This window comes from Streptomyces sp. NPDC102259 (assembly GCF_044766465.1).
Lineage (GTDB): Bacteria > Actinomycetota > Actinomycetes > Streptomycetales > Streptomycetaceae > Streptomyces.
Map to the genome: position 1 here is coordinate 62,958 of NZ_JBIWMA010000025.1, position 14,428 is coordinate 77,385.

At 70.2% G+C, this 14,428-nt stretch carries 13 protein-coding genes and 1 other RNA gene; 6 read left to right on the top strand and 8 right to left on the bottom strand.

Annotated elements, in window-relative coordinates; genetic code table 11:
• Positions 1-543: 543 nt before the first annotated feature.
• Positions 544-1,326, bottom strand: coding sequence for a hypothetical protein (locus ACIRPU_RS36770; protein ID WP_403875209.1), 783 nt, complete (start codon positions 1,324-1,326; stop codon positions 544-546).
• Positions 1,327-2,088: 762 nt separating this feature from the next.
• On the opposite strand from ACIRPU_RS36770, the gene ACIRPU_RS36775 reads away from it, so the two are divergent.
• From ACIRPU_RS36775 to ACIRPU_RS36795, 5 genes are all read left to right on the top strand, one after another.
• Positions 2,089-3,381: an ABC transporter substrate-binding protein gene (locus tag ACIRPU_RS36775; protein ID WP_403875211.1), complete on the top strand. Its 1,293-nt coding sequence runs from the start codon at positions 2,089-2,091 to the stop codon at positions 3,379-3,381.
• Positions 3,378-4,343, top strand: a complete 966-nt coding sequence (locus ACIRPU_RS36780) for a carbohydrate ABC transporter permease (protein WP_403875213.1) — start codon at positions 3,378-3,380, stop codon at positions 4,341-4,343. Before ACIRPU_RS36775 ends, ACIRPU_RS36780 begins: the two co-directional genes overlap by 4 nt.
• Positions 4,344-4,405: 62 nt before the next feature.
• Positions 4,406-5,170, top strand: coding sequence for a carbohydrate ABC transporter permease (locus ACIRPU_RS36785; RefSeq protein ID WP_403875280.1), 765 nt, complete (start codon positions 4,406-4,408; stop codon positions 5,168-5,170).
• A 30-nt stretch (positions 5,171-5,200) separates the two neighbouring features.
• On the top strand, positions 5,201-7,471 hold the full coding sequence (gene yicI, locus ACIRPU_RS36790) for an alpha-xylosidase (protein ID WP_403875215.1): 2,271 nt from the start codon (positions 5,201-5,203) through the stop codon (positions 7,469-7,471).
• Positions 7,471-8,487, top strand: coding sequence for a LacI family DNA-binding transcriptional regulator (locus ACIRPU_RS36795; RefSeq protein WP_403875217.1), 1,017 nt, complete (start codon positions 7,471-7,473; stop codon positions 8,485-8,487). The genes yicI and ACIRPU_RS36795 overlap by 1 nt, the downstream gene beginning before the upstream one ends.
• Here ACIRPU_RS36795 and ACIRPU_RS36800 read toward each other — a convergent pair.
• The 6 genes from ACIRPU_RS36800 to ftsE form a co-directional block, all read right to left on the bottom strand.
• Positions 8,474-8,836, bottom strand: coding sequence for a hypothetical protein (locus ACIRPU_RS36800; protein WP_403875219.1), 363 nt, complete (start codon positions 8,834-8,836; stop codon positions 8,474-8,476). The two genes, ACIRPU_RS36795 and ACIRPU_RS36800, sit on opposite strands and share 14 nt — an antisense overlap.
• 86 nt (positions 8,837-8,922) lie before the next feature.
• Positions 8,923-9,308, bottom strand: a transfer-messenger RNA (tmRNA) gene (gene ssrA / locus ACIRPU_RS36805).
• A gap of 118 nt (positions 9,309-9,426) precedes the next feature.
• Positions 9,427-9,975, bottom strand: coding sequence for an SsrA-binding protein SmpB (smpB, locus tag ACIRPU_RS36810; protein WP_403875221.1), 549 nt, complete (start codon positions 9,973-9,975; stop codon positions 9,427-9,429).
• A gap of 60 nt (positions 9,976-10,035) precedes the next feature.
• A complete protein-coding gene (locus tag ACIRPU_RS36815) occupies positions 10,036-11,208 on the bottom strand; it encodes a S41 family peptidase (RefSeq protein ID WP_403875223.1) in 1,173 nt (390 codons plus the stop codon).
• A gap of 67 nt (positions 11,209-11,275) precedes the next feature.
• Positions 11,276-12,193: a permease-like cell division protein FtsX gene (ftsX, locus tag ACIRPU_RS36820; protein WP_355701677.1), complete on the bottom strand. Its 918-nt coding sequence runs from the start codon at positions 12,191-12,193 to the stop codon at positions 11,276-11,278.
• 60 nt (positions 12,194-12,253) lie between these two features.
• Complete coding sequence (ftsE, locus tag ACIRPU_RS36825; RefSeq protein ID WP_020132390.1) at positions 12,254-12,943, bottom strand: cell division ATP-binding protein FtsE; 690 nt, start codon at positions 12,941-12,943, stop codon at positions 12,254-12,256.
• A 236-nt stretch (positions 12,944-13,179) separates the two neighbouring features.
• Between ftsE and ACIRPU_RS36830 the strand changes: the two genes are divergently transcribed.
• Positions 13,180-13,374 carry a hypothetical protein gene (locus ACIRPU_RS36830; protein WP_020132389.1) on the top strand — a complete coding sequence of 65 codons (195 nt, stop codon included), beginning with the start codon at positions 13,180-13,182 and terminating at the stop codon, positions 13,372-13,374.
• Positions 13,375-13,460: 86 nt separating this feature from the next.
• Here the strand turns inward: ACIRPU_RS36830 and ACIRPU_RS36835 are convergent, their stop codons facing one another.
• Positions 13,461-14,303, bottom strand: a complete 843-nt coding sequence (locus tag ACIRPU_RS36835; RefSeq protein ID WP_403875226.1) for a hypothetical protein — start codon at positions 14,301-14,303, stop codon at positions 13,461-13,463.
• Positions 14,304-14,428: the final 125 nt, after the last annotated feature.

A 14,428-nucleotide genomic window follows, 5' to 3' on the forward strand; every position in this document is an offset into this window, starting at 1 on the left:
CGGCGGCCCGCCCCGGGGCCCGGCCCCGCCCCTGCCTCGGGCCGGGCCGCCGACCGGAGGAGCGCCGCCCACCGCCGCGCCACCCGCCGGCCGACTCACCTCCTGGCGCGTCCCCCGTCGACGGTGAAGCGGACGCGGCGTGGCCGCCGGACGAGTGCGCGGGCTGCCCGACAGCTGACCGTCGGGTCGAGCGGCGGCTGGTACGTGGTGCCATGAGAGGTGGTTCTCCGGGGACGAGGTCGGGCGAAGGTACGCGCCGCGAGCTGAAGCGGCGAGGAGCGAGTGGCAAGACATCCAAGACATCGCTGACAGAGGTGGGACTTCATATGCCGGGCCCCGTGGTGCCGGACCCCGTGGTGCGGCCCGTCGACCCGGGTGTCCGAAGGCGCGGCCGCCGGCAGGGTCGGCGAAGCCGTGGCCACCGAAGCCGTGGCCACCGAAGCCGTGGCCGCCGAAGCCGGTCGCCGTCGGCGGGGTGCACCGCGCACCGAGGCCGGTGACATCCGTGAGGCCCGTCGGCCGGCGACTCTCACGGGGTCCCGGTCAGGCTGCCGGGCTCGATGCCGCCGGGACCGGTTCCGGCGGGCCGTCGGCGACCGTGGTGGAGGCTCCTCCGGCCGGGGACGGCGAGGAGGGCGTCGAAGGAGAGGCCGCGGGTGAGGAGGCCGGCGGTGGCGTGGACGGCGTCGGCGCGACCACCGGACTGCTCGGGCCGGACGTCGAGGAGGCCGTGGCGGTGGCGCCCGCGCTGGGGCGGGTGGACCCGGTCGCCGAGGGCCGCGCCGCCGGGGACGCCCCGCTCGACGGAGCCACGCTCCCCGACGCGCCCGGCGCCGTACTCGCACCGGCCTTGCCCGGCACGGCGCCGGACGCGGTGGCGGTGGCACCCGAGCCGCCCGGAACCTTGCCGCCGGGGACGCCGTTGCGCGGGCTCGCGGACTTGTCGGGCGACGACGTGCTGTCCACCTTGCCGGCCGCCGGCTTGTCGTCGGCCTGGCCCGGCACGGGAACCGGCAGCCAGGGCGCGCCCGCGTTGCCCGAGAGCAGCGCGGCCACGATGACGACGGCGTACGCCCCGCACGCGGTGCCCACGACGATGCCGATACGGCGGAAGGTACGACCGCGCCGGCCCGACTCGTCGACGAACACCGGGACGTCGGAGGCGGCCTCCGCACCGTCGGGCCGCCCCTTCTTCAGGGAGTCGAGCTGGACGGTCACCTCGCCCGGGTCGTTCTCCTTCCCGTCCGCGCCGCCGGGCTGCTCTCCCCAGGGATCGCGGAGATCGCTCGACCGTTCGTTTTCGGAAAGACCGTTCGAGGCGTTCAAGGCCGACAGCAGGCCGCTATCACGCGGTACATCCATTAATGACCGGTATCTGGTGCTCTCTCCCGCCATGGACGTCAGAGGCTGCCCTCCGACTCCGGGGAAGCCCTGGACCCCTGGCCCCACGGCCGGCACGTCCCGGGTCGGTGATGCCGCCTCCGGCCACTTCGGTTGGGCGTCTTCTCGCCAATTCTTCATGCGCGTACTTCCCCCCACAGAACCGTTCCGGGTGCGCCGACGACCCTGAGCGCACGTCGACGAAACCGGGCCCCCACCCAGTCCCAGCGCCCCATTTATCCCATTGCGCTCAGGTCCACGAATCTAGCGCAGGCTTGGGCCCTGCGTTCGCGATGTGTCATACATGGACAGAATTCGCGCCTCTGTCCATGGCTGGAAACCGACCCTCCCCGAGCCTCGACGGTCGCACTCCGATCACCCCGATCCCGAAAGTGACCCCCGATGCACATCGAAGATCGAAGGGATCTGACCCTTTCATCACATCAGCGACATAGCTCGACAAAGAGGCAGCTCCGCGGAGCGGGCGGAGATCCGCTCCAGGCATGGCCGGAAAGTTCACCGGCGTCGACACCGGATTGCCCGTTTTTCCCACCCGCCCCATTGACGTGACCACAGCAGCCACATAACTTCCCCCGTCGAAGCGCTTCGACGTCACCCATCGAATCGATTCGATGGACGCACCGTGACGCCCTCAGATCCATCCGACTCCCCTGGAGGAAAAGGATGTTGACGGCACGAAGGCGTGTGATGGCACGACGGGGAACGGCGAGCGCGGCGGCGGTCCTCGCCGCATCGCTGCTCCTGGCCTCCTGCGGCGGCTCGGACGGCGGCGGCGCCTCCGACGCCAAGACCCTGCGGCTGTGGCACTACGAGGCCCCGAACAGCGCGATGGGCGCGGCCTGGACAGCGGCGATCAAGGAGTTCGAGGCCCAGCACCCGGGCGTGCAGGTGGAGTTCGAGGAGAAGAGCTTCGACCAGATCCAGAAGACCGCCCCGATGGTCCTCAACTCCTCCGACGCGCCCGACCTGATGGAGTACAACAAGGGCAACGCGACGGCGGGCCTGCTCTCCCAGCAGGGGCTCCTCACCGACCTGTCCGCCGAGGTGACGAAGCGCGGCTGGGACAAGCTGCTCAGCCCGGGGGTGCGCACCACCAGCCGGTACGACGCGAACGGCGTGATGGGCTCCGGCAAGTGGTACGGGGTGCCCAACTACGCCGAGTACACGATGGTCTACTTCAACAAGGACCTGTTCGCGAAGTACGAGCTCGCCGAGCCGAAGACGTTCGACGACCTGGTCGCGGCGATGGACGCCTTCGCCGAGCACGAGATCACCCCGCTCGCCAACTCCGGCGCCGAGTACCTGGCCCAGCAGTACGTCTACCAGTTGGCCCTGTCCAAGGCGGACCGCTCCTGGGTCGACTCCTACGAGCTGTACCGGGGCGAGAAGACCGACTTCCACGACGCGGCCTGGACGTACGCGGCCGACACCTTCGCCGACTGGGTGAAGAAGGGGTACATCGGCAAGAGCTCCACCAGCGCCAAGGCGGAGGACGCGGGCGTCTCCTTCATCCAGGGCAAGGCGCCGATCCTGTTCTCCGGCAGCTGGTGGTACGGCCGCTTCCAGGACGAGGCGAAGTTCGACTGGGGCACCACCCTGTGGCCCGGCTCGAACCTCACCGCGGGCTCCGGCGGCAACCTCTGGGTGGTCCCCAAGAGCGCCCACAACAAGGAGCTGGCCTACGACTTCATCGACATCACCATGTCGAAGAAGATCCAGAACCTGCTCGGCAACAAGGGCGGCGTGCCGGTCGCGGCGGACCCGGCCGCCGTCACCGACCCGAAGTCCAAGAGCCTCATCACCGACTTCAACACCCTGTCCGGCCGCGACGGCCTGGCCTTCTACCCGGACTGGCCGGTCCCCGGCTTCTACGACGTCCTCGTCTCCGAGACCCAGAAGCTGATCACCGGCAGCGAGAAGCCGGACGGCTATCTGGACGCGTTGCAGGAGGCGTACGACAAGGGCGTACCGAAGACATGACGGTGACCGTCGAACGCGGCGGGCGGGTGAGCGGCAGGCAGCACAGGGCCGTTCACCCGCGCCCGGCCCGGAACTCCTACGCCCTGTTCCTGCTCCCCGGCGCTCTCGCCTTCCTCGCCGTGATCGTCGTCCCGTTCCTGATGAACACATGGGTGGGCTTCACCGACTGGCAGGGGGTGGGCAGCCCCGAGTGGTCCGGGCTCGCCAACTACCGCGAGCTGATGGACGACGCCGAGTTCTGGGAGAGCTTCCGGCACAGCCTCTTCATGGTCGTCGCGATGGCGGCGCTCCCCACGGCCGTCGGACTGGTCCTGGCCGCCGCCCTCTTCGACCATGTCGGCAAGCACTTCGGCAGCCGGACGGCGGCCGTCCTGCGCGCCTGCTTCTATCTCCCGCAGGTGCTGCCGATCGCGGTCGCCGGCATCGTCTGGAGCTGGATCCTCGCACCCGACGACGGCTCGCTCAACGAGCTCCTGCGGGCCGTCGGTCTCGGCTCCTGGCGGCAGGACTGGCTGGGCGACCCCGACCTCGCGCTCTACAGCGTCATGGGCGTGATGGTGTGGGTGCAGCTCGGCTTCCCGCTGGTCGTCTTCATGGCGGGGCTGGAACGCGTCGACCCGCAGCTGTACGAGGCGGCCGAGCTGGACGGCGCCGGCTGGTGGCGTCGCTTCCTGCACATCACGCTGCCGCAGATCCGCCCGGAGATCTACGTCGTGCTGACCTGGTGCACGATCGCCGCGCTGAAGGTGTTCGGCGCGGTGTACGTCCTGACGAAGGGCGGCCCCGGCGGCGCGACGAACGTCCCCTCCTACTTCTCCTTCACCACGTTCTTCGAGAAGACGCAGGTCGGCTACGGCGCCGCGATCTCCACCGTGCTCACCGTGATCATCCTCGCCCTCTCCCTGGTCGGCCTGCGGTTGCAGACCCGGGCGGAGGACGCGGAGGAAGGACTCCGGACGTGAAGGCCGTACGAGCCCTGCGCCGCTACCCCGTCCTGGCGGCCCTCTGCCTGGCCGCCCTCTTCATGATCGTGCCCTTTCTGGTCGTCGCCGTGAACGCGGTCAAGTCCCCGGCGGAGTACTCGCGCAACGGCCCGCTGAGCCTGCCCGACGGGCTGTACCTGGACGGTCTGAAGGACTTCTGGGAACGCGTCGACTACAGCCGCAAGCTGCTGAACTCGGTCCTGATCAGCGGCTCGGTGGCGGTGCTCGCGGTCGTCCTGTCGGTGCTGAACGCGTACGCGATCGGCATCGGGCGGATCAGGGGCCGCACCTGGATCCTGGCCTTCTTCGTGCTGGCCAACATGCTTCCGCAGGAGGCGCTGGTCTACCCGGTGTACTACCTGAGCAAGCAGGCCGGCCTGTACGACACCCGGCTCAGCGTGATCATCGTCTTCACGGTGATCCAGGCGGCCTTCGGCACCTATCTGCTCTCGTCCGTGCTGAGCCGGTTCCCGCGCGAGATCATCGAGGCGGCCCGGATCGACGGCGCCGACAAGTGGCAGGTGCTGTGGCGGATCGTCGTCCCGGTCAGCCGCCCCACCCTCGGCGTGCTCCTCGTCTTCTTCTTCATCTGGACCTGGAACGAGTTCCTGCTCCCGCTGGTCATGCTGATCTCCAACGACAACCAGACCGTGTCGGTGGCCCTCGGCGTCCTCCAGGGGCAGCGCCTGATGGACGCCACGATGACCAACGCGGCCGCCCTCCTCGGCGTACTCCCGGCCCTCGTCTTCTTCCTCGTCTTCCAGCGGACCCTCACCCGTGGCATCGCCGTGGGCGCCGTGAAGTAGTGAGGACCGAGCAGTAAGGACCCCCCACCCATGAAGTTCACCGACGGTTACTGGCTGCTGCGCGAGGGCGTCACGGCCGCCCATCCGGCCGAGGTCCTCGACGTCACCGAGTCGCACGGCGTCCTGGAGATCCACGCACCGACCCGGCCCATCCGCAGCCGCGGCGACCTGATGACGGGACCGGTCATGACGATCACCGCCCACACCCCGATGCCCGACGTCGTCGGCCTCACCCTCACCCACTTCACGGGCGAGCGGCCCCGCGAGCCCGCCTTCGACCTCACCGAGGCGGAGCCCGCACCCCAGCTCTCCTACGATGACGACTGCGCGACCCTGACCTCCGGCGCGCTCTCCGTGAGGGTCGCGCGCTCCGGTCCCTGGCACGTGGAGTTCCTCGCCCACGGCCGCACCCTCACCTCCAGCGGCCCCAAGGGCATGGGCATCATGCGGGACGCGGCCACCGGCGGCCACTATCTGCGCGAGCAACTCGACCTGGGGGTGGGGACCTCCGTCTACGGCCTCGGCGAACGCTTCGGACCGCTGGTCAGGAACGGCCAGGTCGTCGACATCTGGAACGCCGACGGCGGCACCGCGACCGAACAGGCCTACAAGAACGTGCCGTTCTACCTCACGGACGCGGGCTACGGCGTCTTCGTCGACCACCCCGGCAAGGTGTCCTTCGAGGTCGGCTCGGAGGCGGTATCGAGGGTTCAGTTCAGCGCCGAGACCCAGGAGTTGACGTACTACGTCATCCACGGCCCCACCCCGAAGGACATCCTGCGCAAGTACACCGCCCTCACCGGCCGCCCCGCCCTCCCGCCCGCCTGGTCGTTCGGCCTGTGGCTGTCGACATCGTTCACCACCTCCTACGACGAGGAGACGGTGACCTCGTTCATCCAGGGCATGCGCGAGCGCGAACTCCCGCTCTCCGTCTTCCACTTCGACTGCTTCTGGATGCGCGAGTTCCACTGGTGCGACTTCCGCTGGGACCCGCGGGTGTTCCCCGACCCGGAGGGCATGCTGACCCGGCTGAAGGCGAAGGGCCTGCACGTCAGCGTGTGGATCAACCCGTACATCGCCCAGCGGTCGCCGCTCTTCGCGGAGGGCCGGGCGCTCGGCCACCTGCTGAAGCGGCCGGACGGGAGCGTCTGGCAGTGGGACCTGTGGCAGCCCGGCATGGCCCTGGTCGACTTCACCAGCCCCGCCGCCCGCGACTGGTACGCGGCCAAGCTGGAGGCGCTCCTCGCCCAGGGCGTCGACTGCTTCAAGACCGACTTCGGCGAGCGCGTCCCGGTCGACGTGGCCTGGTCCGACGGCTCGGACCCGGAGCGGATGCACAACCACTACACGTACCTGTACAACCGCACCGTCTTCGACGTGCTGCGGGGGCACCGGGGCGAGGGGGAGGCGGTCGTCTTCGCACGATCGGCGACGACCGGCAGCCAGCAGTTCCCGGTGCACTGGGGCGGCGACTGCGAGGCGACGTACGCGTCGATGGCGGAGTCGCTGCGCGGCGGACTGTCCCTGGGCCTGTCCGGGTTCGGCTTCTGGAGCCACGACATCGGCGGCTTCGAGGGCACCCCGTCGCCCGCGCTGTTCAAGCGCTGGCTGGCCTTCGGCCTGCTGTCCTCGCACAGCAGACTGCACGGCAGCTCCTCGTACCGGGTGCCCTGGCTGTTCGACGAGGAGTCGGTGGACGTGGCCCGGCACTTCACCCGGCTGAAGCTACGGCTCATGCCCTACCTGTACGAGGCCGCCCGCGTCGCCCACCAGGAGGGCACGCCGGTGATGCGGGCGATGGTGCTGGAGTTCCCGGCGGATCCCGGGTGCGCGCACCTGGACCGGCAGTACATGCTCGGCCCGGACCTGCTGGTCGCCCCGGTGTTCGACGACGCGGGGGACGTGACGTACTACGTCCCCGAAGGCGTCTGGACCCAATACCTGACCGGGCGGACGGTGACCGGGCCGCGCTGGGTGCGCGAGCGCCACGGGTTCCTCAGCGCGCCGCTGCTGGTGCGGCCGGGCGCGGTGCTCCCGGTGGGCGCCCACGCCGACCGGCCGGACTACCCGCACGCCGACGGGGTCACCCTGCGCACCTACGGCCTGGAACGCGGCGCCCAGGTGACGGTACGGGTCGGCGACGTGACCTTCACCGTCGTGCGGGAGGGGGACACCCTGCGGGCGTCCGCGAGCGACCCCTCGGCGCCCTGGGCGCTGGCGGCCGGCGACCGGGTCGCACGGGCGGCGGCGGGCACCGGGTTCCTGACCCTGGAGACCCCGGACGACCGGGAGCGGGCCTGATGGTGAAGATCACCGATGTGGCGCGGCACGCCGGGGTCTCCCCCAGCACGGTGTCGTACGCGCTGAGCGGCAAGCGCCCGATCTCCGAGGAGACCCGGCGGCGGGTCGAGGAGGCCGCCCGCGCGCTGGGCTACCGGCCGCACGCCGGCGCCCGCGCGCTGGCCAGCAGCCGCTCGAACGTGCTGGCGCTCGTGGTGCCGCTGCGGGCCGGCATCCATGTCCCGGTCGTCATGCAGTTCGCGGTGTCGGTGGTGACGGCGGCCCGGCGGCACGACCACGATGTGCTGCTGCTGACCCAGGAGGAGGGCGAGGAGGGGCTGCGCCGGGTCGCGGACACGGCCCTGGTCGACGCGCTGATCCTGATGGACGTCCAGCTCCACGACCCCCGGCTGCCGTTGCTGCGCTCCTTGGACCGGCCGTCCGTGATGATCGGTTTCCCGCTCGAGGCCGACGGGCTGACCTGCATCGACCTCGACTTCCGAGCGGCGGGCGAGCGGTGCGTGGAGCATCTGGCGCAGCTCGGGCACCGGGTGGTCGCTCTGGTCGGGTCGCCGCCGGAGGTGTACGTGCGCGGGACGGCGTTCGCGCAGCGCGTGGTCCAGGGGTTCACCGCGGCCGCCGACCGGGCGGGGCTCGCCTCCGCCGTCCACCCCTGCGAGGCGACCCCGGCCGCGGCCCGCCGGGTGGCGGAGCGGCTCCTGCGCGAGCAGCCCGCGCTGACCGGGGTGGTGGTCCACAACGAGGCGGTCCTGGAGCCCCTCGTCGACGCGTTCGAGCAGCTGGGACTGCGGGTGCCGGGCGACCTGTCGGTCACCGCGATCTGCCCGGACGAGCTCGCCGCCGGGCTCCGGGTGCCGGTCACCTCCATCGCGCTGCCGTCGGCGGAGGTGGGCGAGCGGGCGGTGGAGCTGCTGATGCGCAAGCTCGACGGCGAGACCGTGCCCGAGGCGACGCTGTTGCCGCCGACGATGACCCGGCGGGCGAGCACGGCGCCGCGGACGGTCAGTCCACGCTGACCGGGTTGCCGAGGCGGGTCCCCAGGAGCGCGCAGGACACGCCCTGGACGCCTTCGTAGCCCACGGTCCGGCCGGGGGCGAGTTCCCGGGCGAGGCGTTCGGCCAGCGTCTCGCCCTCCTCGTGCAGGCGCAGGAACGCGGCGTCCCAGCGGATGTCGTCGCGGTCGGCCAGCCAGGTGTTCATGGCGGCGTCGATGCCGATCGCCCAGGCGGACAGGTCGGCGACCAGAGCGGCGGACAGGCCGAGGGCGGCCCGGGGGTCGTCCGGGGCGAAATCGTCGTAGAGACCCCTGCGGAGCGGGCGCGCGTGGTACTCGCCCAGGAGCGTGATGTGCGGCGGGTCTTCCACCGGGCCTCCCTCTTCGCTGCCTCGTACGTCCTGCACGACAAGAACCCCGCCGCTCGGGAGCGACGGGGTTCCTGTTCACATGGGATGAGTGGAGATGGCGGGAATCGAACCCGCGTCCAACGGTGCAGAATCAGGGCTTCTCCGTGTGCAGTTCGCTGTGATTTTCTCGGCCCCGGCGATCCCGCGAACAAGTCGCCGACGGGCCCAGTCACTGTTTGATTTCCCTCTTCACCCCGTGACCGGGATCAAGGTTTAGTTCCCTAGATTATGCCAGGATCCGGGCCGGGAACACTCCCGGGCTGACACCCTTTAGGGTCCTACCTCACTGCTTATTAGGCAGCGAGAGCGTAGGACTGGGAATCGCTCTTGGTATTGGCGATTATTTTTTGCGACATATGGTTTACGAGATCATTGCCGCTTCCTCGACACGCTTCCCCTGCTTCAACAGTCGCTGTCGAAACCGATCATCCCCATGTTGATTTTTCAAACCGCGTGCCCGCTGTGGAGCACGTGTGCCATCGTACGTGACCAACGCACGTCGATGCCACTATATTCCCCGCGGCTCCCGACCCGCAGCCCGTGTACGGCGGCTACGCGTGCCGCTGCCTGCGCTTCTCCGCCGCGATCACCCGGTCCGTCTCCCGGCGGTCCTGCTGCTCGCGCAGGGTCTGCCGCTTGTCGTACTCCTTCTTGCCGCGCGCCAGCGCGATCTCGGCCTTCGCCCGGCCGTCCTTGAAGTAGACGGCGAGGGTCACGATCGTGTGGCCCGTCTCCTCGGCCTTCACCGCCAGCTTGTCGATCTCCTCGCGGTGCAGCAGCAGCTTGCGCTTGCGGCGCGCGGAGTGGTTGGTCCAGCTGCCCTGGAAGTACTCGGGGATGTGCGCGGCGTGCAGCCACGCCTCGTTCCCCTCGATCTGGACGAAGGCGTCGGTCAGCGAGGCGCGCCCCTCGCGCAGCGACTTCACCTCGGTGCCGGTGAGGACGAGACCGGCCTCGTACACGTCGATGATCGCGTAGTCGTGCCGGGCCTTCTTGTTCTGCGCGACGATCTTGCGCTTGCCGTCCTTGACCTTGCCGGACGCGGCCGCCCCGCCCTGCTTCGGCTGGGACTCCTTCGGTACGTACATTCCCTTGCTCATAGTGCAGCCAGTTTCGCACCCGGAGGCCCGCTGAGGGAAAGCCGATTACGCGGCGGTCGCTCAGGGCACGTCCCCGAGTCCGCTCAGCACGGTCTCGGCCCGCTCCAGCGCCCCGTCGTCCGCCTCCAGGTCGGGGGTGATGCCCCGGCCGTCGACACCATGCCCGGAAGGGGTGCGGTAGTGCCCGACGGTCAGCTCGGCGACCGAGCCGTCGGGCAGCCGGCTCGGCATCTGGACCGAGCCCTTGCCGAAGGTGCGCGAGCCCACGACGACCGCGCGGCCACGGTCCTGGAGGGCGCCGGTGAGCAGTTCGGCGGCGCTCATCGTGCCGCCGTCGACGAGTGCGACCAGGGGGCTGGTGGTGTCGCCGCCGCCTTGGGCGTGCAGGGCGCGCTGGTCGCCGTCGACGTCGTAGGTGGCGACGAGGCCGCCGTCGAGGAAGGCGGAGGCGGTGGAGACGGCCTCGGTGACCAGGCCGCCGGAGTTGCCGCGCAGATCGAGGACGATCCCGGCGCCGGCCGGGGTCCGGCGGACGGCGCTGCGCACGCTGTCGCCGACGCCCTTGGTGAACGCGGCGACGGTGATGACGGTGGTGTCGTCGGAAAGCCGACGGACGGTGACGGAGTCCGTGGACAGGAGCGCCCGGCGCAGGGTCTCGGTCCACGCGCGCGTGCCGCGCTCCAGGCCGAGACGGACGGTGCTGCCGACGGTCGCGCCCGTGGCGTCACCGCGCAGTAAGGAGACGACGTCGGTGACCGGGAGGCCTTCGACGGACCGTCCGTCGACGCTGCGCAGCCGGTCGCCCGCGCGGACCCCGGCGGCGGCCGCGGGCGACCCCGACTGCACCTTGGTCACCTCGATCCGGCCGTCCCGGTCGCCCCGCGCCTCGAGGCCCACGCCGGTGTACCGGCCGTCGAGGGACGCCTCGAACTCCTCGTACTCGCCCTCGGAGTAGACGGCCGCCCAGCGGTCCCCGCTGCGGCTGACGGCGCGCTCGGCTGCCTCCATCGGGGACTTGCCGTCCGCGGCGGCCTCCTCGGCGGCCCGCGTCACGTCCTCGGCGTGACCGGCCGGGGAGGGCGCGGCGCCCGAGGCGCTCCGCCCGCCCTCTCCGGGGTCGCCCGGCAGGGATCCGGTGGCGGCGCCGGCGACGAGCACGCTCGCGAACACCAATGTCAGGGCGGCCCCGCGGCCGAAACGGCGGGGCTGACAGAACAGGTCACGGCCTGACATGGCGGTGAGTCTAGGGGAACGCGAAGGGCCGCACGGTCGGTTGACCGTACGGCCCTCGGGGCGTGCGTCACACCTTGAGGTACTTGCGCAGCGCGAAGAACGCGGCCAACGCGGGCATCAGCAGGCTCGTGGCGAGGATGAGCGGAAGCTTCGTCAGCACGGCGTCCCAGCCGATGAAGTTGATCAGATTCAGCTTCTCGGACAGGGCCAGGCCGTTGTCGATGATGAAGTACCGGGCGATCACCAGGAATCCGCAGGCGACCGTGCCGCCGATCAGTCCGGCGACCGCGGCCTCGGCGATGAACGGCGCCTGGATGTAGAAACCGGAGGCGCCGACGAGCCGCATGATCCCCGTCTCACGCCGACGGCTGAAGGCCGAGACGCGCACGGTGTTGACGATCAGCATCAGCGCCACGACGAGCATCAGCGCCATGACCGCCCGCGCCGCCCAGTTCATGCCGTTGAGCAGCCCGAAGAGGTTGTCCAGGATGCCCTTCTGGTCCTGCACGGACTGCACGCCGTCCCGCCCGTCGAAGGCGGTCGCGATGACCTGGTACTTCTCCGGGTCCTTCAGCTTGATGCGGTACGACTCCTGCATCTGGTCCGGGGTGAGGGAGCTGGCCAGCGGGGAATCGCCGAACTGCTCCTTGTAGTGCTTGTACGCGTCGTCCTGCGACTCGTACGTCACCTGGTCGACGACACCCATCTTGTCGAGGTCGGTCTTGATCTGCTTCTTCTGGTCCGCGGTGACCGCGCCCTTGGCGCAGTTCGGGTCGGACTCGGCGTCGCTCTTGTTGCAGAGGAACACCGAGACGTTGACCTTGTCGTACCAGTAGCCCTTCATCGTGCTGACCTGGTCGCTCATCAGGAGCGACCCGCCGAAGAGCGCCAGGGACAGGGCGACGGAGACGACGACGGCGAAGGTCATCGTCAGGTTGCGGCGGAGACCTACACCGATCTCCGACAGTACGAACTGGGCGCGCATGGCGAGTTGTTCAGGCCTTTCCGGGGACGTCCGCGGGGGCGGAGGCGATGGCGGGGGCGGTCAGTGCTGGTAGCCGTAGACGCCGCGCGCCTGGTCGCGGACGAGGCGGCCCTGCTCCAGCTCGATGACGCGCTTGCGCATCTGGTCCACGATGTTCTGGTCGTGCGTGGCCATCAGCACGGTCGTGCCCGTCCGGTTGATCCGGTCGAGCAGCTTCATGATGCCGACGGAGGTCTGCGGGTCGAGGTTGCCGGTGGGCTCGTCCGCGATCAGCAGCTTGGGCCGGTTCACGAAGGCCCGCGCGATGGCGACGCGCTGCTGCTCACCACCGGACAGCTCACCGGGCATCCGGTCCTCCTTGCCGCCGAGCCCGACGAGGTCGAGCACCTGCGGCACGGACTTGCGGATCTCGCCCTTCGACTTGCCGATGACCTCCTGGGCGAAGGCGACGTTCTCCGCCACCGTCTTGTTCGGCAGCAGCCGGAAGTCCTGGAAGACCGTCCCCAGCTGGCGGCGCATCTGCGGCACCTTCCAGTTGGAGAGGCGCGCGAGATCCTTGCCCAGGACGTGCACCTGACCGTGGCTGGTGCGCTCCTCGCGGAGGACCAGCCGCAGGAAGGTGGACTTGCCGGAGCCGGAGGACCCCACGAGGAACACGAACTCGCCCTTCTCCACCTCGAGGGAGACATCCCTGAGTGCGGGGCGGGTCTGCTTGGGGTAGACCTTGGAGACGTTGTCGAATCGGATCACGGGTGCACCACGGGTCGCCGGGGGTAGATGAGCGTGACCATACGCGAACCGGGGAGGGCGGCGCAGGCGTCGCGAGGGGTTGAGTGGGGCTTGTGCGTTTTTGTACGGGACTTTGTACGCCCCCCGCTCTCCGGGTGGGCCGCGCGGCCCCCGGAGGAACCTGGCACAGTGGAGGGGGAACGTTCCCGTTCCCCGAGGCGTTGTGTACATGGAACCGGTGCAAGGAGGGCGAGCGCATGACGTACGACCGGCTGGTGTGCGCTAACTGCGCCGCGCCCGTGAGCGAGGGCCGGTGCCCGGTGTGCCGCGCGAACCGCGAGCGGCTGCAGCAACAGGACAACTTCTTCGCGGGGCTGAACCCGATGGCGCTGATCGCGCTGCTCGCGGTGCTGGTGGCGGCGCTGGCGCTGCTGGCCCACCAGACCGCGTAACCCCCGGACGCATACGTGAAGGGGCCCGGAGCTGACGCTCCGGGCCCCTTCACGTGTACATCACGTACGGAGGCGACTACCTGACGTCAGGCAGCGGCTCCGCCACGGCCGGCCGCGAGGCGCGGCAGCACGCGGAAGCCGATGCCGCCGGCGATCATCGTGGCGGCACCGAGGATCAGGAACGTGGTCTGGCCCGCACCGGTCTCGGCGAGCTCCTTGCCACCACCCTGCGCGCTGGTGTCGGCGGCGGCGTCCGAGGTGTCGGTCAGCGCGGAGCTGCCCTCCTCCTGGGTGGAGGTGCCGTCGGTGTCGGTGCCACCGCTGGTGGAGCTCGAACCGCCGGTGGTGGTGGCGGAGCCGCCGGTGGAGTCGTCACCACCGGTGGTGCTGGAACCGCCGGTGGTGCTGGAACCGCCGGTGGTACCGGTCGTGCCCGTGGTGCCGGTCGTGCCGGTCGTGCCCGTGGTACCAGTCGTACCCGTGGTGCCGGTCGTACCCGTCGTGCCCGTGGTACCCGTCGTGCCGGTGGTGCCGGTGGTACCCGTCGTGCCCGTCGTACCGGTGGTCCCCGTCGTGCCGGTCGTACCCGTGGTGCCGGTGGTCCCCGTCGTGCCGGTGGTGCCCGTGGTACCGGTCGTGCCCGTCGTACCGGTGGTGCCCGTGGTGCCGGTGGTGCCCGTCGTACCGGTGGTGCCCGTGGTACCGGTCGTGCCGGTGGTACCCGTCGTACCCGTCGTGCCGCCGGGCTCGCAATCCGGGGTGATGATGATGGTGCAGTCGTCTTCGCCGTCCATGGCGACGATCGTGCTCGTGTCGACAAGAGCGTCATCGTCGGCCGAGGCGACGCCGGCGACCGTCAGCGAGGCGCCCGCGGCGATCACGGCGCCGGCGGCTATGCGCGCGAACCGGATCCGCGTCTTCTTGGTCATATAGCTGCTACCCCCAGTAGCTGAATCGTCGATGAGGCCGCGCCCGGGGCCGTGATCGACGGGGGTAGCTGAGAAGCAGCTGAAGCCCCCGGTTCACATGCGCCCCAGAGATACGCATGCCACAC

What these genes read in the sequence shown, in the direction of transcription:
- ACIRPU_RS36775 (WP_403875211.1), top strand. Translation starts at nt 2,089, where the DNA reads ATGGCACGACGGGGAACGGCGAGCGCGGCGGCGGTCCTCGCCGCATCG.
- ACIRPU_RS36780 (WP_403875213.1), top strand. Translation starts at nt 3,378, where the DNA reads ATGACGGTGACCGTCGAACGCGGCGGGCGGGTGAGCGGCAGGCAGCAC.
- ACIRPU_RS36785 (WP_403875280.1), top strand. Translation starts at nt 4,406, where the DNA reads ATGATCGTGCCCTTTCTGGTCGTCGCCGTGAACGCGGTCAAGTCCCCG.
- yicI (WP_403875215.1), top strand. Translation starts at nt 5,201, where the DNA reads ATGAAGTTCACCGACGGTTACTGGCTGCTGCGCGAGGGCGTCACGGCC.
- ACIRPU_RS36795 (WP_403875217.1), top strand. Translation starts at nt 7,471, where the DNA reads ATGGTGAAGATCACCGATGTGGCGCGGCACGCCGGGGTCTCCCCCAGC.
- smpB (WP_403875221.1), bottom strand. Translation starts at nt 9,975, where the DNA reads ATGAGCAAGGGAATGTACGTACCGAAGGAGTCCCAGCCGAAGCAGGGC.
- ACIRPU_RS36815 (WP_403875223.1), bottom strand. Translation starts at nt 11,208, where the DNA reads ATGTCAGGCCGTGACCTGTTCTGTCAGCCCCGCCGTTTCGGCCGCGGG.
- ftsX (WP_355701677.1), bottom strand. Translation starts at nt 12,193, where the DNA reads ATGCGCGCCCAGTTCGTACTGTCGGAGATCGGTGTAGGTCTCCGCCGC.
- ACIRPU_RS36830 (WP_020132389.1), top strand. Translation starts at nt 13,180, where the DNA reads ATGACGTACGACCGGCTGGTGTGCGCTAACTGCGCCGCGCCCGTGAGC.
- ACIRPU_RS36835 (WP_403875226.1), bottom strand. Translation starts at nt 14,303, where the DNA reads ATGACCAAGAAGACGCGGATCCGGTTCGCGCGCATAGCCGCCGGCGCC.